Here is a 24,578-nt window from a genome sequence, read left to right as displayed (position 1 = left end):
TACAAGTACCAAAAGGAAACGGAATAAGTGCCGAAGGCCGAGCGACCGAGGAACGAGTTATGCCGTAGTCTTTTGGTACTTGAAAACTAAGGGGCAGTACTTCGCGATACTTTTTACTTATTAAAAACAAACAAACGCAAGGATATTATAGGTATTGCCTCGCATTTATTGATGTTTGTATTAAAGACTGTGTATTTGCTAACTAATACGGAACGTAATTAATATTTTTTATTGGGGTGTAAAGTATCTATCCAATCATCGTCTATGTGATGGTCCTTAGGAATCTTATTTAGGTTAATCCTTGCGATTGTTTATACATTCTTTATGGCCAATCGGTCTTGTAAATTCTTCATATCCTCTTTCAGTTTTTTCTCAACAACCTTTGCATAAATCTGAGTGGTAGTAATTTTAGTATGACCTAATATTTTACTCACTGTTTCTATTGGTACACCATTCGATAAGGTAACAGTAGTTGCAAATGTGTGCCTGGCAATATGAAAGGTCACTTTTTTAGTGATATTGCATAAGTCGGCTATTTCCTTCAAATAACTATTGACCTTTTGATTCGATACCGTTGGAAATACCCGGCCATCTGAAAGTGACCGTATGTTATCCTTGTATTTATCTAAAATCTTTAAAGCTGGTGGAAGTAGCGGTACATTAACTGGTATTAATGTTTTTTCACGGCAAGTCCTAATCCATCTTTCACTGTCGCTACTGGCAATGATGTTTGCAGGTGTTAGGTTGATCATATCAACGTACGACAATCCTGTATAGCAGCAAAAGACAAACATATCCCTTACCATATCTAATCGGGCTATAGATAGCGCCTTTTTCTCCATATCCGACAGTTCCTTTTCAGATAATTGTTCCCGATTTACCTTTTGGATCTTTAACTTGTAGGTAGCAAAGGGATCGTTTGTTATCCATTGTAAGTTTAAAGCCAGGTTAGTCATTTTCTTCAACCTAATGATATGCTTCATCACACCGTTGTTGTTAAGAGGCTGCTGGTGATCTTTAGGTTTATGGTTTCGTAGAAACACCTCAAAGTCTTTTACAAACTTATAATCTAACTGGTGCAGGTAAATGTCTGTTGCATGAAATTGAGTTTCCAGAAACTTTACCAAATAGCGCTGGGTGACATAGTAATGTTTCAGCGTACTCCACTTTAAATCCTCGGTAGAAGTTTCGTTATGGTACGTTATAAGGCGGCTCAGGGAATAAACTTGTGCTTCCTCCCCGAGATATAGATCTTTAACCGCTTTAGCGGATAACATTTTCCTTTTAATCTGAAGTTCCTTGTAACTGTTACCTATGGCAAGCCTTACTTCTTCCAGGTAATTGTTAATCGATTTAACCTCATCCTTATTGCCTTTGGCGGCTCCCTTGCCGCCATCCCAATTTTTTGGATCAACATTTTGTTTTAAAGCGATGTAAGCGCGTTGACGGTTTACGGTCACGCAGGCGTAAATGGGTTCTTTTCCGTCTTTCGCTTTGTCAGGACGGGTGGTAAAATGAATACCAAACGACTGTGATGTTTGCATAAAATGTAATTTTTAAGTTTTAAATGTTATTACTTCATACCGTTTTAGGTAACACAACAGGTAACACAAACCCAATAAAAATCGACCGAAAAAATCAACTTTTAACGCTGTAATAAACTGTAATTCAATTCATTGAAGCGGTTTGTGTTACCTAAGTTAAAAACAAAAAACAGGTAGTCGGATAGGTAACGAGAACTTAGGCTTTACAAAGGGTTAGTAAGGGGGTAATTAATGAAAAAACCCCCTAAATCAGCGATTTAAGGGGTTTTAGGGTGCGGAACTTGTCTGCTTTGTGCGCCCACCTGGGCTCGAACCAGGGACCAAAAGATTATGAGTCTTCTACTCTAACCAACTGAGCTATAGGCGCTGAAAATATTTGTTTATTTTCGAGGCGCAATATTACATATTTGCGCTTAATTTACCAACTCTAATTATGCAAAATATTAAAAATATAATCTTCGACTACGGCAACGTGATCTTCAATATCGATTTTAAACAGGTTCAGTCAGCCTGGAAAGCGCTGGGTATCAATAATGCTGATGAGTTTTATGGGCACCGCCAGCAGGATCCCGTGTTCAACCTGTTAGAGCGCGGCGAGATCAGCAATGCCGATTTCCGTAACCGGATACGTGAGCTTGCTAACAAACCCGAGCTTACCGATGAGCAGATCGACAATGCATGGAATGCCATCTTCGTAGGTATCCCCGAAGGTAACCATGAATTATTACTAAAGCTAAAAAATAAATACCGAACATTCCTACTCAGCAATATCAATGCTATTCATGAAGCATATGTTCACCGTTACCTGAAAAGCGAGTATAATATAGATAGCAATGACCCATTCTTCGAGAAGGTATACTATTCTCACCTGGTTGGTAAACGTAAGCCTGAACCCGAAATATTTGAGCAGGTGCTGAACGAGAACAACCTGGAGCCTGCCGAAACTTTGTTTATCGACGACAGCCCGCAGCACCTGGAAACTGCCAGACAGCTGGGTATCCAAACTTTCCTGATGACGGCGCCGGATACTATACAGAATTTTTTTGAGCGGGAAAAATTAGTATAATGTGCCACGAAACAGGTGAAACATTATGGTACGTTTGGTACACTTTTAGCACGCTTTTCGGCCTTAAAAGGGCTAAAAATGGCGTTTTTAAGTGCTAATTTGACTTCAAAACGGGCTGAAAAGAGCGTTTTTAAACCTTAAATCGTTTCAAAATCGCTTAAAAAAACACCTTTTCTACTTAAAAAAGCACTAAAAATGAAGCTTTTTTAAGCTAATGGCTTATCTTATGAAACAAGAAAGCCCAGTATTCACCGGGCTTTTTTTGTTTCATATTAGAATACAAAATTAAGCTACTTTCAACTTTTTCAAGTCTGACTTTTCGAATTTTTCGTGCGCATATTCTAACGTTACGGTGAGTTGCTTCACATCTTTTTGGGATGGGAATTCAAACATCGCGTCGATCATGATCGCTTCGCAAATGGAACGCAATCCGCGGGCACCTAATTTAAACTCTACTGCCTTATCAACAATAAAATCCAAAACGTCAGGCTCAAACTCTAAATTAACGCCTTCATATTCAAACAACTTTTTATATTGCTTTAAAAGCGAGTTTTTAGGCTCTGTAAGGATATTTTGCAGTGCTTCCCTATCCAAGGGGTTCAAATAGGTTAGCACCGGTAGGCGGCCAATCAATTCAGGTATTAAGCCGAATGATTTTAAGTCCTGTGGTGTAATATATTTGTACAAGTTTTTCATGTCAACCTCGCCATCCTCGCGTTTAATTTTGTAACCCACGGTTTGGGTACGTAAACGGTTGGCGATCTTACGGTCGATACCATCAAACGCGCCCCCGCAAATAAACAGGATGTTGCTGGTGTTAACGGTGATCATTTTTTGGTCGGGGTGTTTACGGCCGCCTTGCGGTGGTACGTTAACCATGGTACCTTCCAATATCTTCAATAAAGCCTGTTGTACGCCTTCGCCTGATACGTCACGGGTGATGGATGCGTTATCACTCTTGCGGGCAATTTTATCAACCTCATCAATATAAACAATACCACGTTCAGCAGTTGCAACATCGTAATCGGCAGATTGGAGCAAGCGGGTTAAAATGCTTTCCACGTCTTCGCCAACATAACCGGCTTCGGTTAATACGGTGGCATCACAAACGCAAAAAGGCACATTTAATATCTTAGCCAGCGTTTTAGCCAGTAAGGTTTTACCTGTACCGGTTTCGCCAACCATAATTATGTTTGATTTTTCGATCTCTACTTCATCTTTTTCAACACGTTGATTTAAGCGTTTGTAGTGATTGTATACCGAAACCGCCAATACCTTTTTAGCGTCATCCTGTCCAATAACATACTGGTCAAGGTGAGCCTTAATTTCAGCAGGTTTCAATATTCCAGGTGTTGCCGGCGTAGTTTTAACCTTGCGCACTTTCAGCTCTTCAGCCAATATTTCGTTTGCCTGGTTCACACACTTATCGCAAATGTGCGCGTCAAGCCCGGCTATTAGCATCAGGGAGTCCTGTTTTCCTGCGCCGCAGAATGAACACCTGATCTCCTTGCTGTTCTTATTCATCTGATTTTCTTTTGTTTAACAAAACTAATTATTTGTTTTAATATATAAAAGTACATGGTCAATAGTCAATCGTCCATAGCGGAGTAATTTACTATTGACCATGGCCTATGGTCTATCGACTAAAAATTATTTAGCCTTAGTACTGTTGCCTCTTAAAATTTCATCAACCATACCAAATTCTTTTGCTTCTTCAGCAATCATCCAGTGGTCACGGTCTGATGCATCCCATACCTTTTCGTATGATGCGCCGCTGTGATCAGCTATGATCTGGTATAATTCCTTTTTAAGCTTGGTAATTTCATGATACGATATCTCGATATCTGATTGCGTGCCTTGCGCACCGCCTGATGGCTGGTGAATCATTACCCTTGCATGTGGTAATGCTGCCCTTTTACCTTCAGCACCTGCACATAATAAAACCGCACCCATTGATGCTGCCATACCTGTACAAATGGTTGCTACATCATTTGATATAAACTGCATCGTATCATATATACCCAAACCGGCATACACAGAGCCACCCGGAGAGTTAATATAGATCTGGATGTCGCGTTTGCTATCTGCCGACTGCAAGAATAGCAATTGAGCTTGTATAATGTTTGCAATATTATCATAAATCGCATCGCCCAAAAAGATGATACGGTCCATCATTAAACGGGAGAACACATCTAACTGAGAAATATTCAGCGGGCGTTCTTCAATAATATAAGGCGTCATGCCGTTTGGTGTAACTATACCACTTGGCATGCGGCTGCGGTCAACATTAGCAATGTATTTGTCTACATATATACTGTTAATGCGGTGATGCTTAACCGCATATTTCCGGAATTCATTTTTATCAATAGTATCCATGTTAATTGTTTTTTGTTTTTATGTATGGGCGTTGTTAACCGCCCTAAATATAGTTGTTACTTCAATACTTTTATCACCCGAAAGTTTGCAAAAAGTAAATTTATTATTGGGTATCGCGTATTTAGTTTCAAGTATCAGAATTAATTTTCATTCTAATTGTCACTCTGAACATAGTGAAAAATCTGTAATGTATTCTGCATTGATACAAATGCTTCGTTACTCAGCATGACAAAGGACTTAAAACACAAAAGCAACTGTTAAAGTTGCTTTTGGTGAGTATCAGATCGCAATCGTCTTGCTACCTGTTACTAAATACTTGGCACTAAACGATTAGTGTTTATGCTCAGCTACTAATTTGTTAAAATCAGTAATGCTGATGTCTTTCTTATCTAAAGTAACAATGCCTTTTATGTAATCAAAAGTTTTAAGGGCTTTAAGCTCTTCAAATATTTTGTTTGCATTCTCTTTGTTTTGCAGGTATTGTACAGTGTATTGCGCTAATTGCTCCTCGGCAATTGGCTGCGGGCTGTACATTTGGAACTGCTGTGCTAAACGTTGTTTTGCTAACGCGAAAACTTCGTCGTATTTAATATCAACGTCGCTTTCTTTAAGGATCTTGTTTTCGATCAAAGTCCATTTCAGGTTTTTCGCGAAATCAGCGTAACCACCCTGCAATTCCTCGTCGTTCAACTTTTCGTTGGTAGCTTTTAACCAGCGTTTCAAAAATTCGTCAGGCAGGTTAAAATCAACTTTACCTAAACTGTAGTGGTAGATCTCATCCTGTAGCTGGCGCTCAGTATCCTGCTGCATCATGCTTTCTAACTCTTCAGTTATTTTAGCCCTGAATTCTGCTTCGTTTGTTACGGTACCTTCACCAAATAATTTGTCAAAGAACTCCTGGTTCAAATCGCTTTCCTCTAAACGGTTAATGTTTTTAACTGTTAACCTGAAGTTTGATTTTAAATCAGCTGCCACATCTTCGTCAACCTTTAAAATAGCCGCAATACGTGTCGCGTCGTTATTATAAGCCTTCTGAATATCCAGCGTTACCACATCATCTTTTTTAAGTCCGATCAATGATTTTTTAACTTCATCATTTTGTACCTGGTCTAAACGGATAGATGTTGTATTCGTGATTCCATCCTCAAAAACAGAACCATCCGGAGAAAGTTGAACTAATTCAGAATAAAGCACATCATCATCTGCCGATACGTCAGGATTTGTCATTTTGCCATAGCTTCTGCGGATATTTTTGATCCTTGATGCCAATGTTTCCTCATCAACTTTGATCACATATTGGGTGATCTTATCTTTAGATGTAAACTCTATATTAAATTCAGGAGCCAAACCAACTTCGTAGTTAAATTCAAAAGTATCGGCAAAATCCCAGTTATACTCTTTATTATCCTCCACCTTCGGCAAAGGCTGACCTAATACCTCTAATTTCTCTTCTTCAATATATTTATTCAGGGAATCTGACAGCATTGTGTTGATCTCGTCAACCAAAATGCTTTTTCCGTACATTCTTTTAATGTGTGATGGGGGAACCATACCCGGGCGGAAACCTGCTATTTTAGCTTTTTTAGCCTGATCTTTTATAGCCTTTTCAACACGTGGCTGGTAATCTTCGGGGTTAAGGTTGATCTTTAAGATCGCATTCAGGTTATCAATTTTTTCCTGTGAAATATTCATCTTTTTTTGCGGATAAATTTATTTTTAAATCGTTTGTAGCTTATTATCAATAGCAATGCCAACAAACATTTTTTAGAGGCGCAAAGGTATTAAAAAAAATTAAATTGATGATTTAGCGGGATAATAACTGTAATGCTTATTGTTTTTAACCACAGGGTGCGTAGCGGGGCACAGAGATTTTATTACTTTGATAACGCACAGCAGCTCCGTTAAACGCAAAATACTGGCATCGGCTGGTTCGGGTAGCAGAACAGAAAATTTCGCATTAACTTTTATAGAAGCAGGCGCAGCCAGGGGTTTCTTTGGTTACTTTCTTTTGCGGAAAAAGAAAGTAACAACTTAGCGTTAGCGATACCAGAAGAAAGTAAACGTTAGTGCAAACAGTAGAAATTCAGGCTTTAGCAGATTCTTAATTCCGAGAATGACAAAATTTATAAAAACGATGTGCCTCTCTGTGTACGCTGTGGTTAAATAATCATAAGCCAACAATAAACTTAATTCACCTTTTCTATGCTCGATGAACCTGACTTTTCCTCGGTGATACTTGGGTTGCCTTTATATTTAATATCTGATGATCCGCTGGTACTTACATGCAAGGTGTGCAACGCATTTACCTCGCAATCGCTTGAGCCTGATGTTTCGATATCATAATCACCTACAATAAAACCGTAGGCCTTTAAATTACCATCCCCACTGAAATTGATCTTGTGCGAACTGGCCTGCCCGGTCAGGTTCAAATCAGACGAGCCGCTGCCTTCAGTAGTAACATTAGCTGAGTTTAGGCTAAGCGTGATCTTACTATCGCCCGACATACCAATCGACAGATCTTTAGTAACCAGCGTACCGTTGCCTATTACCTCGTTGCTGCCTGATGTATTTAACTCATCCAAGTTATGCACACCAATGGTGACAACGGGTTCACCGGTATTACAAGTGCTGCGCTTCATTTTTATTTCAAGCTCATCGCCTTTTACCGGTGTTTTAATATGTTTTATGATATTATCATCCGCAGTGATGCTTACGGTTAGCGAGCTATCCTGTTTCAGGTAAACTTTAAACGCGCCCGAAATGGTGATTTTTTTAAAATCAACCACTTTACGGGTTTCGGTAACCTGGTGGCCTGATCCCTTTATGCAATCCATTTCGCAAGCAGATAAGGTGCTAACCAAAAAGCCGGCAGCTAATATGGTGGTGAATAAGTACATTTTTTTCATGATAAAGTGTTTTATAAGTTTTTTAGAATTAGACAACTAATATACTGAACAGGTTTCAGTAAAGTCAAAAAAAAGCTACGTCCCGTGGGACATAGCTCCTGATATATGATTGAACTTTTGCAAAAGTAGCATTTATAGAGTGGCTAACTCATCAACCTGGTTAGCCTGTGCAGGTTTAATATTTTGTTTAGCCTGGTTAAGGGTTATTGTTTTTAATTCGCTTTGATTAACAGTTGCCTGTGCGGTGTATTGCAGGTCGCATTGCTCAACATTACCGCTTAAATTAGCTTTAGCACGGTCGTTTACATTAACTGCGGTGTTGTAAGTATCCAAATCAAGCGTTGCTGACGCGGTGTTGTAGAGGTTTACATTAAGATCGATCATTGATAGTTTACCAAATGATTTTACATCTGCGTTATCATAAACATTGATTGATCGTAAGTCGTTAGCGGTTACCCAAACCACCAATTTATCTTTTGTGTATGATGATATACGTAAAGTACCGTTCTGGCTTTGTACCAAAGCGTTTTCTGAATAGTATTTATTGTAAACTTTTACCTGGTCTTCGGTGCCGTTGCTTACAAATACTTCAACGTTGCCGTGAATCTCGATCTTGTTTATTTTACTTATGTTGTTTAAAACAACAGCAGCGTTGTCGTTTGATTTTGTGGCTGCTTTACTTAAATTTACTGTACCAAAGGTTAATGCTACTAAGGCTGCGATGGTGATTACTGAGGTTTTCATTATTTTAAATTTTTGATTGTCAATTATTTGTATTTCATTAATTACAACCATAAGACGACCTCACTCCATAAACGTTACAACGATTTAGCACCAATTAGACGTATGACATTAATATGTCGGTAAAGCCCGAAATTTCATCGGTGAAAAGGGAAAGAAAAAATGTCTGAACCTGAATTTATGGAATTAAAGAATGATCAGAATTCTGAAAATTCAATAAATTCCTAAAATTCGAGTTCAGACATCTAATAATGAATGCAGATGCTAACTTAATCACCATCCTGCGTGCCGAACAAATAGGTTTCGGTATTTTCAACAGGCAGGCCAACCATGTCGCCGCGGCTCATTTGCCACCAGAAGTGCAGGCGTGGTTTTTCGCGGTTACCGATCTCGTTCATTGAGTCGGAATCATACAAGCGGCCGTTAACCATCACATATTTAATTTTATTAGTATTGCGGATATCATCCAGTGGGTTTTCATCCAGCACAATCAGGTCGGCCAGTTTGCCAGGCTCTAATGAACCGATCTCTTTGTCCATACCTAAATATGATGCGCCATTAATAGTTGCGCAACGCAGCACATCCATTGGTGCCATACCGCCTTGTGCCAGCATCCACATTTCCCAATGCGCGCCAAGACCCTGCAACTGCCCGTGCGACCCCATGTTTACCTTTGTGCCACCATCCGCAATTTCTTTTACATATTTTGATATATCGATATGCCCATAATCGCCGTATTCCGAAGTTGTCCTGCGGCGAGAGCGGGCATCAACAATATACTGGGGTACAAAGTTCAACAGGTGCTGATCTTTCCAAACATCCGTACGGTCGTACCAGAAATTCTCGCCGAACTGTGTTCCATAGCTAACAATAAGCGTAGGTGTATAGCCTGACCGGCTGGCGTTCCATAACGAGATCACATCTTTATAAACCGGCCAAACCGGGATGTTATGTTCAATACCTGTATGTCCATCCAATATCATATTCATATTGGTAAAAAAGGTTGAGCCACCCTCCGGAACTACCTGCATTTGCAATTCACGGGCTGCAGCAATAATCTCCTGGCGTTGCTCGCGGCGTGGCTGATTATAGCTTTTTACGGAGAACGCTCCTACCGCCTTTAACCTGCGCAGGTTGGAGCGTGCGTCATCCAGGCTGTTAATTACAGCTTTAAAATCGCCATCGGCACCATATAATATGGTTCCCGTGGAATATACCCTCGGGCCAACCATGTTACCAGCCTTCAGCATTTCAGCCTGGCTGAAAACCATTTCGGTATTAGTTGATGGGTCATGCGCTGTAGTTACACCGTAAGATAAGTTGGCATAATAGTTCCAATCCTGCTGCGGCGAAATGCCGTCAGCGCTGGGATGCAGGTGCGCGTGAACGTCAACCAAACCCGGCATAATGGTTTTGCCGGTAGCGTCAATAACTTTGGCATCGGCAGGGATAACCAGGTCGGCTTTGCCTATGGCTACAATTTTATTATGGTCGATGATGATGGTACCGTTTTCCACCACTTCATTATCATCCTTCATGGTAATGATACGCGCGTTTTTGAACGCGATCTTACCATCAGGAACATCGCTTTTTAATTTCAGGCCTAAGTCAATTCCAGTTGTATCGCCTCCGGCAATGGTTTTGGTATAATAGCGCGGGCCTAAGGTCCACATCAGTTTTTGGCTGTCTTTGCTCCATTGCAGGTAGGTGCCTGCATCTTTGGTCAGTTTGGTTAGTGGTATGGCCTTATTCGTTTCCGACAGATCCTGCGGACTACCGGTGCTCACCATCGGCGTAATGTAACAGTTGAACAGCTCTGTAAAAGCCATCCATTTTCCGTCAGGGCTTGGGTTAAACTGGGTGGCGTAGGTTGAGGTGTACAGCGTTTGCTGGTTTGCGCCGCTCACATCCATTACACGAAAGGTTTTCTTATCGCCATCGCTGCTTTGGTAATATATTTTGGAGTCATCGGTAGAGAACTGCGGATCGATACCATTGTTGATGATCATCTGCGGCGTTCCACCTGTTGCAGGCATAGTGTAGATACCGGGATTGTTACCAAATGCAAAACCCAGCACTTCGTTACCCTCGCCCTTGCGAAAAACTATCTTATCGCCTTTGTTGGAAAACTTCGGCGTATAGTAAAAACCTTTTTCGGTGGTTAAGCGGGTTACGGTTTTGGTCGCGATAGTGTATTGGTTGATGGAACCCTTTAGCTCATCGGTCCAGTCGATATAAATAATGGATTTGCCATCGGGACTAAACTCGGGTGAGTATTCCAGATCCGGGGTAGAGGTGATCCTTGTCGGCACGCCGTTAGGCAATGTTTTGGTGTAGATGTATCCCGCGGCGTTAAATGCTACCATTTTACCATCAGGCGAGGTAGTCAGCTCGCGGATCATCTTTACGGTAAAGTCATCCGTGAAAACTTTTTGCTGAAAATGCAGTGCGTCGGTTATGGTTTGGGTTGATGTAACTTCAAATGGGATATTAGTTGCGTTCAAACTATTAATGTCCAGCGACCAGATTTTACCCTTGGCATAAAATACCAGGTTTTTGCTATCCGGTGTCCAGGCGAAATTGGGGTATACGCCAAAAATAGCCCAGGTTTCCTGTTGATCATGTGATAACTCATCATACACCGGCCATTCCTCCCCGGTTGAAAGATTGCGCAGATATATTTCGGATTTTAACCGCACACGTTTCACAAAAGCCAGCAGTTTGCCATCAGGCGAGATCTGCGGGCGGCATGCGCCACCGGTTCCACCGGTTACAACACTGATCTCCCCTGTTTGGCGGTTCAGGCTTTTGATAGCGTAGATTCCTTTATTTGGATCCTTATTGTATTGAAAATTTGGACCGGGCGTAACATCCTCGCTCCAATAAATAAACTTGCCATCCGGCGATGCATCGGGTTCTCCTGCATCCTGCTCATCATTTTTGCGCTTGGTGAGTTGTATGCCTTCGCCGCCTGCTTTATTGTACAACCAAAGCTCGCCCGCGCCTAAAGATCGGGTATTGGTAAAGTGTTTTCTCGCAATCAGAAATTGCCCGTCGGGTGTCCAAACGGCGTTGTTCAGCAAACGAAAGGTTTCCTTGGTGATGGAATGCTTGTTGCTTCCATCCAAATCCATCATCCAGATGTTATCGCCGCCTTCCTTATCGCTGGTATAGGAGATCCGTCCGCCATCAGGGCTAAATCTTGGCTGCACTTCCCAGGCTTTGCCACCCGCTAACAGCGTTGCCTTGCCGCCGGTAATGGGCATGCTGTAGATATCGCCCAAAAGGTCAAAAACAATAGTTTTACCGTCGGGACTAACATCTAAATCCATCCAGGTGCCTTCGCTAAGCGTAAGCGTAACCTTTTTTGAAGTGCCGGGCGGATTTTCAACGCTCCATTTCTGTGCCTGAACGGTTGAAACTAAAAACAGAAAAAGGATTTGTAGGTATAAAAACTTCATTATTTTACGATGTTTGCTGTGCGAAGTTAAAACTATTGATGTAATTAGATAGTTTTGGGATTGTCACATTAATTTAAGTATGGTTAATGAGGTGAGTAGTGAATGAGATGATTTGCTCATTATTTCCCACCCGTAACCGTATAATACAATAAGTTCAACTCAATCAATTATTCTACCAATAAATGACCATCCAGCAGATCCTTAAACAGTATTGGAACCATGATGCCTTCCGCCCGGTGCAGGAAGAGATCATACAATCTGTTCTGTTAGGGCACGATACGCTGGCGCTGCTGCCAACAGGAGGCGGCAAATCGGTCTGTTTTCAAATACCGGCGCTGGCTAAAGATGGTATCTGTATCGTGGTTTCACCGCTCATCGCTTTGATCAAAGACCAGGTGGAAAACCTGAAAGCTAAAGGCATAAATGCAGTTTCAATCGTCTCCGGCATGAGCAAGCGCGAGATCGACATCGCCTTGGATAATTGTATTTATAACGAAGTTAAGTTTCTGTACCTGTCGCCCGAGCGTTTACTTTCTGACCTAGTGCGTGAGCGTATTAAATACATGAAGGTGAACCTGATTGCGGTTGATGAGGCGCATTGTATCTCTCAATGGGGTTATGATTTCCGTCCGCCGTATTTGCATATTGCTGATCTGCGTGAACTGAACCCCGATGTGCCTGTTTTAGCGCTTACGGCTACCGCGACTGACGAAGTTAGGGAAGATATCCAGCAAAAGCTTCAATTTAAAAATGCGAACGTTTTCCAGAAAAGCTTTGAGCGGAAGAACATTAGCTATGTAGTTTTAAATGAGGAAAACAAGCTGAAAAAGCTGCTCGACATTCCGCAGGGGGTAAAGGGCAGCGGAATAGTTTATGTGCGCAGCCGCAAGGAAACAGTTGAAATAGCCAAATTTTATAATGATAATGGCATCCGTGCCGATTACTACCACGCCGGCTTGCCTATGCCTGAGCGTTCAGCGCGGCAGGAAAGCTGGGTCAATAACCGTACACGCATTATTGTGGCGACTAACGCCTTTGGTATGGGCATCGACAAGCCGGATGTGCGTTTTGTGATCCACAAGGATTTGCCCGAAAGTTTGGAGGCCTATTACCAGGAAGCCGGCCGGGCCGGTCGCGACGAACATAAAGCTTACGGCATTTTATTATACACCGAGGCCGATCGTCAAAAAGAGTTGCGAAAACTGGAGTTCAATTTCCCTTCGGTTGATGAAATTAAAAAGGTTTACCATAACCTTGCCAATTACTACCAGCTGGCTTATGAAGCCGGTGAAGGCGTTAGCTTTGATCTTGACGTTGCCGAATTTTGCAGCAAATACAGCCTGGACCCAGTTAAAACTTTAAATGCGCTGAAGTTTTTAGAGCAGGACGAATATCTGTCGTTTAACGAGAGTGTGTTTCTCCCGTCGCGGTTCAGGTTCGAGGTCTTTAACGAACAGTTATACAATTTCCAGATCCAGAATGCCGGATGGGACCCATTCATCAAAACCCTGCTCCGCTCTTATGGCGGCGCGTTTGAAAATTATGTTCGCCTGCGCGAGTTTGACATTGCCCGCCGTACCAATATGAGCACCCAGCAGGTGATCGACGCGTTAAAACAATTACAGGAAATGAATATCCTGAACTACCTGCCACAAACGGACCATCCGCAGGTAACCTATTTAAAATCAAGGCAGCACGCCAACTCTTTATATATCAATAAGCATTTGATAGAGCAGCGCAAGGAAACCATTCGCATGAAGATAGAGGCGGTTTTTGCCTACGCACTCCATCGCCGCTGTCGCAGCCAGATGCTGCTGGCTTATTTTGATGAAATTAACGCGCCCAAATGCGGCGTATGCGACATATGCCTCGAAGAAAAACGCCGGCGCAATGCGGCCGAGATCGGCGATGAAATTACCAACGAAATTGTGGAACTGCTCACTGTTAGTCCGCTGGATATTGGCGCTTTGATCACCACGATAAAAAGCGGTGTAGAAAAAGAACGCATCGAGACGATCCGGCTGTTATTAGATGCGGGCAAGCTTAAGACCGACGGGCAGCTTTATTATTTGTAGGGTTGTCTGAACCTGAATTTTTAAAATTAAAGAATTAACAGAATTATAAAAAATCGAGTTCAGAAATTAGGATTAAAATGATGCACGAAGAATATAAGCATTATCAATCCTTAGCTTTCACGCTAAACTTCAATCCATCCTTAAACCCTGAAAAATCACCTTTAAGCTGCCGCGATAATATCTTCAACTCATTACTATCCCGCTGCACTTCCAAATAATGAAACGCAGGTTTATAATCGGCAGAAAGGTCATGCATAGTTTCATTATTGGCATTTAGCGGTTGATGCAAACCGCCGCCGCCGCCAATCACGAGGAAGTATTTACCCTGTACCTTAAAGCGCTCAAAATTATGCGAGTGACCTGAAATAAATAAAGCGCACTTCTTAGACCGGATAAAGAGCGGCACGAAATTTTCCTGCACATGCCTGGATGGTTTTACAATGCGGCTGTTGGTATAAGGCGAATGGTGGCATCCTACAATAATGAATTTGATACCCGGATCACTATCCAGCAAAGCTAACTTGTTTTTATACCATTTGTCCTGGTTCTCAATCTGGATGTCGCTCATTTTATCAAAGTTGGAATTGAGCAGAACCACAGCTATAGAGTCAACAACTTCTACATATCCCTGTGGGTTATACATCGGAAACCGCTGGGTAAACTTTGCTGTACCTTTTTTAGCATTAAACATAACCTCGTGGTTTCCCAATGTGGCATAAACCGGGATAGAATCCTGCACAGTCCGTTTGATGTAGATATCAATATGTTTCCAGGCGCTGGTGCTTTTGCCTAAAGAAACCACATCGCCTAAAATAAAAAAAGCCGATGGATGAACCGCATTTACATCGTCAAAAATCATCCTGGTAGCCTTAAGGTTACTGTCCGGCTTCAGGAATAACTTCTCAACCCACATGGGTTCCTGGGTATCGCTGGCAAAGGCCAGGAATGGTTTTCTTTGCTGTGCATTGGCATTAAATAATCCGGCTAAAATAAATAATAGAATTGCAAAAGCTTTATTCATAAAAGCTTAACGCATATTTAGGAATAATGATTGCAAGGAAAAAACAAATTGCGGGCGGGTCATGAAAAGACTGTGTGGCTAAGCAAACTCGCCGCGTTCCTTTACTCGCTACGAGTTTGCTTCGTCGTTTATATCCCCCTCCTCCTCATTTCCTTAACAATTAAACTCAACTCGCGGCTCATTTGGCCGGCGATGGCTGTGTTCTCTTGCGCGCGGCGGAAAAGATAAGGCAATACGGCTTTGATCGGCCCGTAAGGCACATATTTAGCAACGTTGTAATTCGCGTTAGCCAGGTTAAAGCTTAAATTATCGCTCATGCCTAACAATTGCGAGAAATATACATGGGGGTTTTTATGGTCGATGTTTTTATCACCTAATAATTCGGCAAGCAGGCGGCAGCTTTCCTCATTATGTGTACCGGCAACTATGGCAATGCGGTCAATGTGGTCGATGCAAAATCTCAATGCCGCATTGTAATCCTCATCGGCGGCTTCCTTGTTTAGCTGTATTGGTGATGGGTATCCCATTTCTTCGGCGCGCTTGCGTTCCTTTTCCATATACGCGCCCCGAACTATCTTAGCGCCTAAAATAAAATCCTCGTCAACAGCCTGCAGATAATCTTCTTTAATTGATGCCAGCTTATCATGGCGATACATTTGATAAGTATTGTAAACGATCGCTTTTTCTTTGTTAAAGCGACCCATCATATCCAAAGCCAGCAGGTCTATAGTTTTTTGGATCCAGGTTTCCTCGGCATCTATCATTACCGGGATGCTTGACTTATAAGCTTTTTGACAAATGGAAAGTACACGGGCTTGTACTTTTTTCCATTCCTTAGCTTCATCGGCAGTGAGTTCCTGTGCTGCATCCAATTTTGCTAACAAAGAAAAACGCCCAACTCCGGTAACTTTAAAAACTGTGATCGGTACAGCATTATCTTTCGCCGCGCGCTCAATGGTACGGATGATCTCCTCGCAGGTATTATCAAAAACCTGCTCATCATCTTCGCCTTCAATCGAATAATCTAATATAGTACCTACGCCGCCTTTGTGTAAATTTTTTATAGTATTATCGCATTCGGCAATAGTTTCGCCACCGCAAAAATGTTTAAAAATAGTCGCCTTAATAATCCCCTTTATTGGCAAGCCAATGTTAACTGCGAAATTGGTGATCGGCGGACCGATCTTTACTAAAAAATTAACATTAATAATTTTAAATAACCAGTAGGCACGTTTAAGTGCGCTGTTTGCTGAATGCCGAAATGCGATTTCGGTATTCTCGAAGGAGAGGCTTTCTTTTGAGGTCATATTATTAGTGCTATAACCTACAGGTGATTGTGCAAAATCCAGGGTCCAAAAACAAGCCTTTGGACCATAAACTGTGAACTATAAGTCAATAGCGTTTTGCAAAAATATAAAAGTTAGCCTATTATTCTGCGAATAGTTTATTTTTGCACTCCCATGATTGAATTTAAAGTAACAGGCGACTACATTCCGCTCATCCAGCTGCTTAAGGCAGCCCACCTGGTGCAAACCGGTGGCGAAGCGCAAATTGTTGTAACAGAGGGCGAAGTTAAATATAACGGCCAGGTTGATTACCGCAAACGCCTCAAAGTAAAAAAAGGCGATGTTGTTGAATTCAGGAATAACAAGATTGTGGTGATATAATTTATGGATACGATAAAAAGCATTGGCTACCCAATATATTTTTCCGACAGCCTTGGCCAACTGGCCAATTTTATAAAACAAAGCAAATACTCGCGCTTTTTTATTTTAACTGATGAAAATACCGGCAAACATTGCCTTCCGCTTTTAAATGAAAAATTAGCAGGTATGGAAAACTTCGACCTGATAGAGATAAACGCGGGCGAAGAAAGCAAGGACATTGATTTTTGCATTGGCGTTTGGAAAATGCTGATTGATTTTGGTGCCGACCGCCAAAGCCTGATGATTAACCTGGGCGGTGGTGTGGTTAGCGACCTGGGCGGATTTGCCGCCTCTACCTTTAAACGAGGGATCGATTTTGTGCATGTGCCTACTACCCTGCTTTCGCAGGTTGACGCTTCGGTTGGTGGTAAAACGGGGATTGATATTGATAGCATCAAAAATATCATAGGCACATTTACACAGCCAAAAGCGGTATTTATTGAGTATGATTTTTTAAAGACGTTGCCTGCACGCCAGATCCTTTCAGGCTTAGCTGAAATGCTGAAGCATGGTTTAATTTGTGATTCCGGCTACTGGAGCCTGCTTAAAGCAAGCGATTTAAAGAAACCTGCTCCCGAATTGGTTTACTACTCGGTTGAAATCAAGAATAAGGTGGTTATTGAAGATCCTAAAGAAATGGGAATCCGCAAAAGCTTAAACTTTGGGCATACGGTTGGCCACGCTGTTGAAACTTATTCATTATTAAACGACGGCGGCAAAGCGCTCTCGCACGGCGAAGCCGTTGCTATTGGCATGATATGTGAGTCGTTCCTATCTCATAAAAAAGCAGGTTTAAGTGCAGATGAGCTTGAAGAAATAGTAAATGTGATCAGCGGGCTTTATCCAAAGTATTCAATATCGGAGGATATTTTTGCTGAGTTGTATACTTACATGCAAAAAGATAAAAAGAACCAGAACGGTAAAATAAACTGCACATTATTGACACAGATTGGACAATACAGTATTGACCACGTGTGCACAGAAGACGAACTTTACGAAAGTTTAAAATATTATACAAAAATACAATATGCCACATTTAGATGATAGAGGATACGCCGCGGTAACACTTGTTGCCTTATTGGTGCTTCTTACTATTGCTGAAATGTGGCTCAGCTATCGCGAGGACCGCAAATATTATGATACCCGCGACACGCTGACCAATGTTTACCTTACCGTGCTGGCATTTTTGTTAAATGTGGCTGTAAAGTTTTCAACTTTTTTCCTGCTGAACCTGGCCTGGCAGTACCGATTGTTCGAGATCAAGAATCTCTGGATCTACTGGACTGTATTGGTTGTGGCGCAGGACTTTTTATACTGGGTACTGCATTACATAGGCCATTACTCGCGCATGTTTTGGGCGATGCACGTTACGCACCACTCATCAGAGCATTTTAATTTGACGACTGGTTTCCGCTCCACCGTTTTTGAGCCGTTATATAGGGTATTCTTCTACCTGCCGCTGGCATTTATGGGTTTTAATGCGCTGGATATTTTGTACGCGTACCTCATCACCCAACTTTACGGCAATATTGTACACACCCAATACAAAATCAACCTGCCTAAATGGTACGGCTGGATCCTGATTACGCCATCGCATCACCGGGTTCATCATGCATCCAACATTCCTTATCTCGACAAAAACATGGGTATGGTCTTTATTGTGTGGGACAGGCTGTTCGGCACTTTCCGCGAGGAAGACGCGCCTGAGCCAATCAAATATGGTCTCACCCATCAACCCGAAGATACCGGAGCGGTGAATATCCTTTTCCACGAGTGGAAGGACTTGCTGCGCGACGCAAAAAAGGCACCCGGCTTTAAAAACAAAATCCTGTATTTTGTAAAGCCACCCGGCTGGAGTCACGATGGCAGCACCCAAACCGCCAAAGTTTTACAGCGCGAGTACAAAGAAAATTTAGCTGCTGCTGATTCTTCCTACGCTAAAATGGCCTGAACAGTGGCCTGCTTACCAATGGCGAAAACGACCACGGCACCGATGATAAAATAACCAGCAAAGCGATAGTATACCATATCGCCATCGTTTTAAATTTTTCTAAATCAGTAGTCTTTCGTTTGGTTTTATAGGAGCCGATCGTAATAAGGGTGATCCCGATCAGCATCATCGTTACGTGTTCCATCCCAAAGAACCGGCTCTGGCGGTTATGCACCGCATCCTTAAAATCATAAAGAAAATAAGCCACTATTGGACTGATGAAGTATAACCATAAACCGATGATTAATTGTACATGCGCTATCGTCGCGGTAATATGCCGTACGCTATTATCAAATTTGGTAAATGATTTCTTCAGCAACCAGCCCCGGTAACCACGGTAAATAGCGAAAAGCAAACTCATTAATACAAACCACCGGATGAGGGAATGCGTTGCTAATAAAATTAGATACATAGGATAAGCTTATGGTGTTATGACGATTGAGGTGGGGAAAGATTTTAAATAGCAGTAACTTTATTTTAAATTTTTAGTCTTAAATCTACCTATCGCACAAAAATGAATAGTTTAAAAGCTGTATTATTTACAATTGGGTTAATTATTATCAATTCTTTATTAGGATATTATTTACCGCCGATTTCTATTATTTTCACTCCGGTTGTTGTTGGGCTCACCACTTATGTATTAGCAAGAACAAACATCAAAATTTATTTTATTATCATTTTTATAATAATAACACTTGCTTTAAATGACATATTAGTTAAGATAACTGCAGGAGGAACGAGTGATTTTGAGGGTGCGGGACTAATTAATTTATTGTTTTTTGTAACAGTTATAATTTCGACAATAATTGCTATTTCTATATTGATCGATAAGAAAAAGGAAAGAACCTTAATTGTGGTTCTTTTTTGTTTACTAATTCCTGTAGCAAGCTGCTGCTACATATCTTACTTCGACTTTTTAGGGTTAACTGACTATCTAAACACAAGCAAGACAAAGGAAATATCGCAAAAAAGCAACCTGTTTATTAGTGATTTAAAATTTAGCGATAATCAAATAAATTATAATAATGACAGCTTAAAAATTATTGACGGATGGTGCGAGAAAGGAACTATTGTGGATCATACCCATTTAATGAAACATTATGATGATACTTCGTCTGTTAATTATGTAATTCGATTAAAAGCCAACAAAAACTTCAATGAGTTAAATATATCGTATAACATTAATGACACCAGTATGAATGGATCAAACAATGTTAATACTCTAATAAAATTCAGTTTGTCTAAATCTACAAGTCCAATTATATTAACTTTTTTCAAAATGAGAGAAACATGGGCTAAAAGTTTTACAATTAAACAAATCAGTATTTACAAGCGGTAAAAGAAGTTAAATCCATTTTTACCAAATAGAATATCCTGCCTCGTCAAGCGTTCACGCTTGACGAAATACAGATGTAAGCGTCCACGCTTACATTAAGTAAAAGTAAGCGTGGACGCTTACAAACAAAATGCTTCAAGCGAGGACGCTTGAAGCGGCGAGTAGAAAATATAATGTTTCCCACCTCCGCACCAGGGATTACAGCGGATACCGGCCCGTGGCTAAGGCCTGCGCAGTATGAGCGGAAAGCCCGCCCGGGTGCCCAAATATTCTAAATACTCACTTCACCCATTGCCTATGTCCCCACAAGCAACCCATAATTGTTGTTTGTGAGGACAAAAACAACGGGAGTGAAAAAGGCCATTCCGAAATTCAGCCTATGGTCGGTATTTTCACCGCACCATCCGAAAACCCAATCCAAAAGAAGTCAAATCCTTTTTTACCAAATAAAATACTGTTTCACCTACTTATTTTCAAAAAATAAAAATTTTCTATTGACAAAAGCTTTTTTAACCGTACATTTACGCCATACAATAACAACATGACTTTTAACACCGCATTTTTTTATGGCTACTACTTTTACTTTAACAGTAAGAGCCGGGACTAATATGCGATAACAAACATATAGAAACTAAAAAGTCCCGGCCCAGAAGCCGGGACTTTTTGCTTTAACAGGATTTATGAAAAGCGAAAAACCAAGAGTTGCCATCCAGGGTATCCGTGCATCCTTTCACGAGGAAGCCGCCTTTAAGTATTTTGGCGAGAATATCGAGACCATTGAATGCAATTCTTTTAAGCAAACCTTCGAGGCGCTGCAAAATAAAGAAGCTGATTACGTGGTGATGGCGATAGAGAACAGCATAGCCGGCAGTATACTGCCTAACTATTCGCTGATGATGAGTTACGGCTTCCCGATAGTTGGCGAGGTTTACATCCCCATCCAACTGCACCTCATGGCTTTGCCGGGCGTAAAGTTTGAGGATATTAAATATGTGACCTCCCACCCTATCGCTATCCGGCAGTGTGTTGATTTCTTCGACGAGTACCCGCACCTGCAAATGGTGGAAAGTAATGATACTGCTGCCTGTGCCAAACGTATTAAAGAAGAAAGACTGACCGATACCGTTGCCATCGCTAATTCGCTGGCGGCTAACTTATATGGTTTAGAGATATTAGAGCGCCGCATCGAATCAAACAAACGCAACTTTACCCGTTTCCTGATAATCACCCATCATGAAAACCAGGTTAAAGGCACACCGAACAAAGCCTCGTTATGCTTCGAAGTGAGTAATAAGGTAGGTTCGCTGGCTAAAGTGCTTAACATCTTTGCCGACCAGAACCTGAACATGAGCAAAATACAATCTATGCCGGTGTTGGGCAAACCGTCCGACTATAATTTTTATGTGGATGTGGAGTGGAAGGAAGCCAAACAATACGATACCGCCATTAAACAGATCCTGAAATACACCCACAACTTCAACATTTTGGGTGAATATGAAAAGTTTGAGGAAAACCCAAGTGCAGAGCAATTCAAAAAGCCCGAACAAAAAAAATACATTAAAATAAAAACACTAAGCAAATAACAGCGACGTAAATTCGCGCAATATCAAAACACGATGAAATTAGAATTAAACATACAACCACTTGAATCCTGGATAAAAACAGGTAAGGAACCTTTGGTAATAGCAGGCCCATGCAGCGCCGAAACTGAAGACCAATTAGTAGCAACCGCGCATTTATTGGCTCAAACAGGCCGTATCTCTGCCCTGCGTGCAGGTATCTGGAAACCACGTACCCGCCCCGGAGAGTTTGAAGGCATAGGCAGCATTGGTTTAGAGTGGTTAAAACGCGCTAAAGCAGAAACCGGCTTGCCTACCGCTGTTGAAGTGGCTACTGCTAAACACGTTGAAGAAGCTTTAAAGGCTGGTGTTGATATTCTATGGGTTGGCGCGCGTTCAACCGCGAACCCGTTCACTGTACAGGAAATTGCTGATGCCCTTAAAGGTGTTGACGTACCCGTAATGGTTAAAAACCCGGTAAACCCTGATCTGTCGTTATGGATCGGCGCTTTAGAGCGTATCAATAACGCGGGTATCACCAAACTGGCAGCTATCCACCGCGGTTTCTCCTCATACGAAAAATCAGCTTTCCGTAACGAACCAATGTGGGATATCGCTATCCACCTGAAAACTTTAGCTCCGCACCTGCCAATGATCAATGACCCAAGCCACATCACTGGTAACCGTTCATTAATTGGTTACGTGTCGCAAAAAGCATTGGACCTGGATATGCAAGGCCTGATGATCGAATCACATATCGACCCTTCAGTTGCCTGGACAGATGCCGCGCAACAGGTTACCCCTGCCGGTTTGGTTGAAATTATTGATCACTTAACCTTACGTAAACCGGAAGTTCGCGATATAGAAGTGAAAGATAAATTAGCCGAGCTACGCAGCCAGATAGATAAAATTGATGATTTAGTGATCCAAAAAGTTGCTGAGCGTATGCAGATCTCGGAGAAGATCGGCCAGTACAAAAAAGATAACGGAATCACCATTTTACAGGTTAACCGTTGGGACGAGATCCTGAATAAACGCACTACTTACGCTAAAGCATTAAAATTGAGCGCTGAGTTCACCGAGAAATTATTGGAGCTGTTGCACAGCGAGTCTATTCGCAAACAAACCGAAGTGATGAATAAAGATCAGGCCGGACAAGCAGCTGATAAACTAACACACGCTTAATATCGGGGATCATCCCCCCTAAAATTAGAGGGAGGTGGCTCCGAAGGAGACGGAGGGGGGTAAACTCTACGCCGTTAATAAAAAAATATCGCTCGCACACTCTCCCCTTGTAATCAGGGGGAGATGTCGGCGGAGTTGACAGACGGGGTAAACACGCCTTGCCGATAAAACCATACTTATACCATGCACCAGAATATTATCCTCACCAAAAAAACCAAAACCGCCAATGGAACCATACAGCTTACAGGCTCAAAAAGCGAGTGCAACCGCGCCCTTGTGATTGAAGCCCTGAGCAATGGTAAAGTTAAGGTTGAGAACATTTCTGATGCGGCCGATACGGTGACTTTGGCAGGGATCCTGAAGTCAAAAGTAGAAAGTCAAAAGTCAAAAGTTTTGGCTGGCGATAAATCCGAAATCAAAAATCCGGTTTCCGAAATCAACATCGGTCCTGCAGGTACAGCTATGCGATTTTTAACAGCCTATTTTGCCATTCAGGATGATGAGGTGATTTTAACCGGCAGCGAACGCATGAAGCAGCGGCCAATAGGTATTTTGGTTGATGCCCTGCGCCAGTTAAGTGCTTGTATAGAATACGAAGAACAGGATGGTTTCCCGCCATTAAGGCTAAAGGGAGGTTTTACACAGCTTACTAACCAAATCAATATAAAAGGTAATATCAGCAGCCAGTACATTACTGCGCTGCTGCTTATTGCCGCCAAATTGCCTTTAGGTTTGGAACTGCACATTGAAGGCGACCTAACTTCAAAACCCTATGTAGAAATGACTTTAGCCATGCTGCAGCAAGCAGGCATCCGGCACCAATGGAACGGTAATGTGATCAGCATTGCACACCAGGAATTCGCGACGGCAGTTTTACCTGTCGAGCCGGATTGGAGCGCGGCATCATACTGGTACGCTATAGCGGCTTTGGCTGATGAGGCTGATCTTTTTCTTCCGGGATTAACGCAATATAGCCTGCAGGGCGATAGCGTAATAACCGAGATAATGGCTAATTTTGGCATTACCTCGCAGTTTAAAAACGGGGGCGTTCATTTACAAAAAGAAGTTAAACCAATTTTTAGGAGGATATTTGATTTGAAGGAATGCCCTGATCTGGCACAAACTGTCATCGTGGTTTGTGCCGCGTTAGGTCACGAAGCTTCTTTTACCGGCCTCGAAACCTTAAAGATCAAAGAAACCGATCGTGTGCTGGCCCTTCAAAACGAACTGGCCAAGATCGGCGTTAAACTGATTGAAAAAGGACAGGTGTACAAACTGGATTGCAGCGAAAAACACATCCCCGAAAAGGTTTTTATTAATACTTACGAGGATCACCGCATGGCAATGGCCTTTGCACCTTTGGCGTTGCTAATTCCGGAAATGGAGATTGAGGATGCCAAAGTAGTTGAGAAATCATACCCGGCATTTTGGAGTGATTTGGAAAAAGTTGGGTTTGAGGTGAAGGCATTATAAAAATAATAAACTTTGTCATTGCGAGCGATAGCATGGCAATCTCGTCGAAAGCATAGCTACGAGATTGCTTCGTTCCTCGCAATGACAATTGATAATAACATCCGCACATTTGCATATTTGCAGATCTGCACATCAATAA

The 24,578-nt window shown here is 41.9% G+C and carries 19 protein-coding genes and 1 tRNA gene; 9 read left to right on the top strand and 11 right to left on the bottom strand.

Features of this window, described 5'->3' with window-relative positions:
* Nucleotides 1-311: 311 nt before the first annotated feature.
* Nucleotides 312-1,544: a site-specific integrase gene (locus ACYZ0U_RS08360; protein WP_461451629.1), complete on the bottom strand. Its 1,233-nt coding sequence runs from the start codon at nt 1,542-1,544 to the stop codon at nt 312-314.
* A 293-nt stretch (nt 1,545-1,837) separates the two neighbouring features.
* A tRNA-Ile gene (locus tag ACYZ0U_RS08355) sits at nt 1,838-1,911 on the bottom strand.
* A 66-nt stretch (nt 1,912-1,977) separates the two neighbouring features.
* Here ACYZ0U_RS08355 and ACYZ0U_RS08350 point away from each other — a divergent pair.
* A complete protein-coding gene (locus ACYZ0U_RS08350; RefSeq protein WP_461451628.1) occupies nt 1,978-2,610 on the top strand; it encodes an HAD family hydrolase in 633 nt (210 codons plus the stop codon).
* Between the two features lie 285 nt (nt 2,611-2,895).
* Here ACYZ0U_RS08350 and clpX read toward each other — a convergent pair whose 3' ends face one another.
* The 6 genes from clpX to ACYZ0U_RS08320 form a co-directional block, all read right to left on the bottom strand.
* Nucleotides 2,896-4,134 carry an ATP-dependent Clp protease ATP-binding subunit ClpX gene (gene clpX / locus ACYZ0U_RS08345; RefSeq protein ID WP_461451627.1) on the bottom strand — a complete coding sequence of 413 codons (1,239 nt, stop codon included), beginning with the start codon at nt 4,132-4,134 and terminating at the stop codon, nt 2,896-2,898.
* A gap of 126 nt (nt 4,135-4,260) precedes the next feature.
* The gene (locus tag ACYZ0U_RS08340; RefSeq protein ID WP_461451626.1) at nt 4,261-4,986 is read right to left on the bottom strand and encodes an ATP-dependent Clp protease proteolytic subunit; all 726 of its coding nucleotides are present in this window, start codon (nt 4,984-4,986) and stop codon (nt 4,261-4,263) included.
* A gap of 330 nt (nt 4,987-5,316) precedes the next feature.
* A complete protein-coding gene (tig, locus tag ACYZ0U_RS08335; protein ID WP_461451625.1) occupies nt 5,317-6,678 on the bottom strand; it encodes a trigger factor in 1,362 nt (453 codons plus the stop codon).
* Nucleotides 6,679-7,172: 494 nt separating this feature from the next.
* Nucleotides 7,173-7,892 carry a head GIN domain-containing protein gene (locus tag ACYZ0U_RS08330; protein ID WP_461451624.1) on the bottom strand — a complete coding sequence of 240 codons (720 nt, stop codon included), beginning with the start codon at nt 7,890-7,892 and terminating at the stop codon, nt 7,173-7,175.
* Nucleotides 7,893-8,024: 132 nt separating this feature from the next.
* On the bottom strand, nt 8,025-8,636 hold the full coding sequence (locus tag ACYZ0U_RS08325) for a GIN domain-containing protein (protein WP_461451623.1): 612 nt from the start codon (nt 8,634-8,636) through the stop codon (nt 8,025-8,027).
* Between the two features lie 266 nt (nt 8,637-8,902).
* Nucleotides 8,903-12,094 carry an amidohydrolase family protein gene (locus ACYZ0U_RS08320; protein ID WP_461451622.1) on the bottom strand — a complete coding sequence of 1,064 codons (3,192 nt, stop codon included), beginning with the start codon at nt 12,092-12,094 and terminating at the stop codon, nt 8,903-8,905.
* A 182-nt stretch (nt 12,095-12,276) separates the two neighbouring features.
* Between ACYZ0U_RS08320 and ACYZ0U_RS08315 the strand changes: the two genes are divergently transcribed.
* Nucleotides 12,277-14,169, top strand: a complete 1,893-nt coding sequence (locus ACYZ0U_RS08315; protein ID WP_461451621.1) for a RecQ family ATP-dependent DNA helicase — start codon at nt 12,277-12,279, stop codon at nt 14,167-14,169.
* A gap of 103 nt (nt 14,170-14,272) precedes the next feature.
* Here ACYZ0U_RS08315 and ACYZ0U_RS08310 read toward each other — a convergent pair whose 3' ends face one another.
* Both ACYZ0U_RS08310 and ACYZ0U_RS08305 read right to left on the bottom strand, forming a co-directional pair.
* Complete coding sequence (locus tag ACYZ0U_RS08310) at nt 14,273-15,190, bottom strand: metallophosphoesterase family protein (protein ID WP_461451620.1); 918 nt, start codon at nt 15,188-15,190, stop codon at nt 14,273-14,275.
* A 128-nt stretch (nt 15,191-15,318) separates the two neighbouring features.
* Nucleotides 15,319-16,497, bottom strand: a complete 1,179-nt coding sequence (locus ACYZ0U_RS08305; RefSeq protein ID WP_461451619.1) for a proline dehydrogenase family protein — start codon at nt 16,495-16,497, stop codon at nt 15,319-15,321.
* Nucleotides 16,498-16,650: 153 nt separating this feature from the next.
* Here ACYZ0U_RS08305 and ACYZ0U_RS08300 point away from each other — a divergent pair, with 153 nt between their 5' ends.
* From ACYZ0U_RS08300 to ACYZ0U_RS08290, 3 genes are read left to right on the top strand one after another with little or no spacing between them, the layout of a single operon-like run.
* Nucleotides 16,651-16,857 carry an RNA-binding S4 domain-containing protein gene (locus tag ACYZ0U_RS08300; RefSeq protein ID WP_461451618.1) on the top strand — a complete coding sequence of 69 codons (207 nt, stop codon included), beginning with the start codon at nt 16,651-16,653 and terminating at the stop codon, nt 16,855-16,857.
* A gap of 3 nt (nt 16,858-16,860) precedes the next feature.
* Nucleotides 16,861-17,940 carry a 3-dehydroquinate synthase gene (gene aroB, locus ACYZ0U_RS08295; RefSeq protein WP_461451617.1) on the top strand — a complete coding sequence of 360 codons (1,080 nt, stop codon included), beginning with the start codon at nt 16,861-16,863 and terminating at the stop codon, nt 17,938-17,940.
* Nucleotides 17,924-18,847, top strand: a complete 924-nt coding sequence (locus ACYZ0U_RS08290) for a sterol desaturase family protein (RefSeq protein ID WP_461451616.1) — start codon at nt 17,924-17,926, stop codon at nt 18,845-18,847. Before aroB ends, ACYZ0U_RS08290 begins: the two co-directional genes overlap by 17 nt.
* On the opposite strand, the gene ACYZ0U_RS08285 is transcribed toward ACYZ0U_RS08290, so the two are convergent.
* Nucleotides 18,834-19,247, bottom strand: coding sequence for a hypothetical protein (locus ACYZ0U_RS08285; protein ID WP_461451615.1), 414 nt, complete (start codon nt 19,245-19,247; stop codon nt 18,834-18,836). The two genes, ACYZ0U_RS08290 and ACYZ0U_RS08285, sit on opposite strands and share 14 nt — an antisense overlap.
* Before the next feature lie 153 nt (nt 19,248-19,400).
* Between ACYZ0U_RS08285 and ACYZ0U_RS08280 the strand changes: the two genes are divergently transcribed.
* The 4 genes from ACYZ0U_RS08280 (at nt 19,401) to aroA (ending at nt 24,439) form a co-directional block, all read left to right on the top strand.
* Nucleotides 19,401-20,225 carry a hypothetical protein gene (locus ACYZ0U_RS08280; RefSeq protein WP_461451614.1) on the top strand — a complete coding sequence of 275 codons (825 nt, stop codon included), beginning with the start codon at nt 19,401-19,403 and terminating at the stop codon, nt 20,223-20,225.
* Between the two features lie 677 nt (nt 20,226-20,902).
* Complete coding sequence (locus tag ACYZ0U_RS08275) at nt 20,903-21,805, top strand: prephenate dehydratase (RefSeq protein ID WP_461451613.1); 903 nt, start codon at nt 20,903-20,905, stop codon at nt 21,803-21,805.
* Between the two features lie 33 nt (nt 21,806-21,838).
* Nucleotides 21,839-22,966: a chorismate mutase gene (locus ACYZ0U_RS08270; protein ID WP_461451612.1), complete on the top strand. Its 1,128-nt coding sequence runs from the start codon at nt 21,839-21,841 to the stop codon at nt 22,964-22,966.
* Between the two features lie 183 nt (nt 22,967-23,149).
* Nucleotides 23,150-24,439: a 3-phosphoshikimate 1-carboxyvinyltransferase gene (aroA, locus tag ACYZ0U_RS08265; RefSeq protein ID WP_461451611.1), complete on the top strand. Its 1,290-nt coding sequence runs from the start codon at nt 23,150-23,152 to the stop codon at nt 24,437-24,439.
* Nucleotides 24,440-24,578 lie beyond the last annotated feature (139 nt).

It is taken from the genome of Mucilaginibacter sp. (assembly GCF_965225845.1).
Classification (GTDB): domain Bacteria; phylum Bacteroidota; class Bacteroidia; order Sphingobacteriales; family Sphingobacteriaceae; genus Mucilaginibacter.
This window is presented reverse-complemented; position numbering and strand designations above follow the sequence as displayed.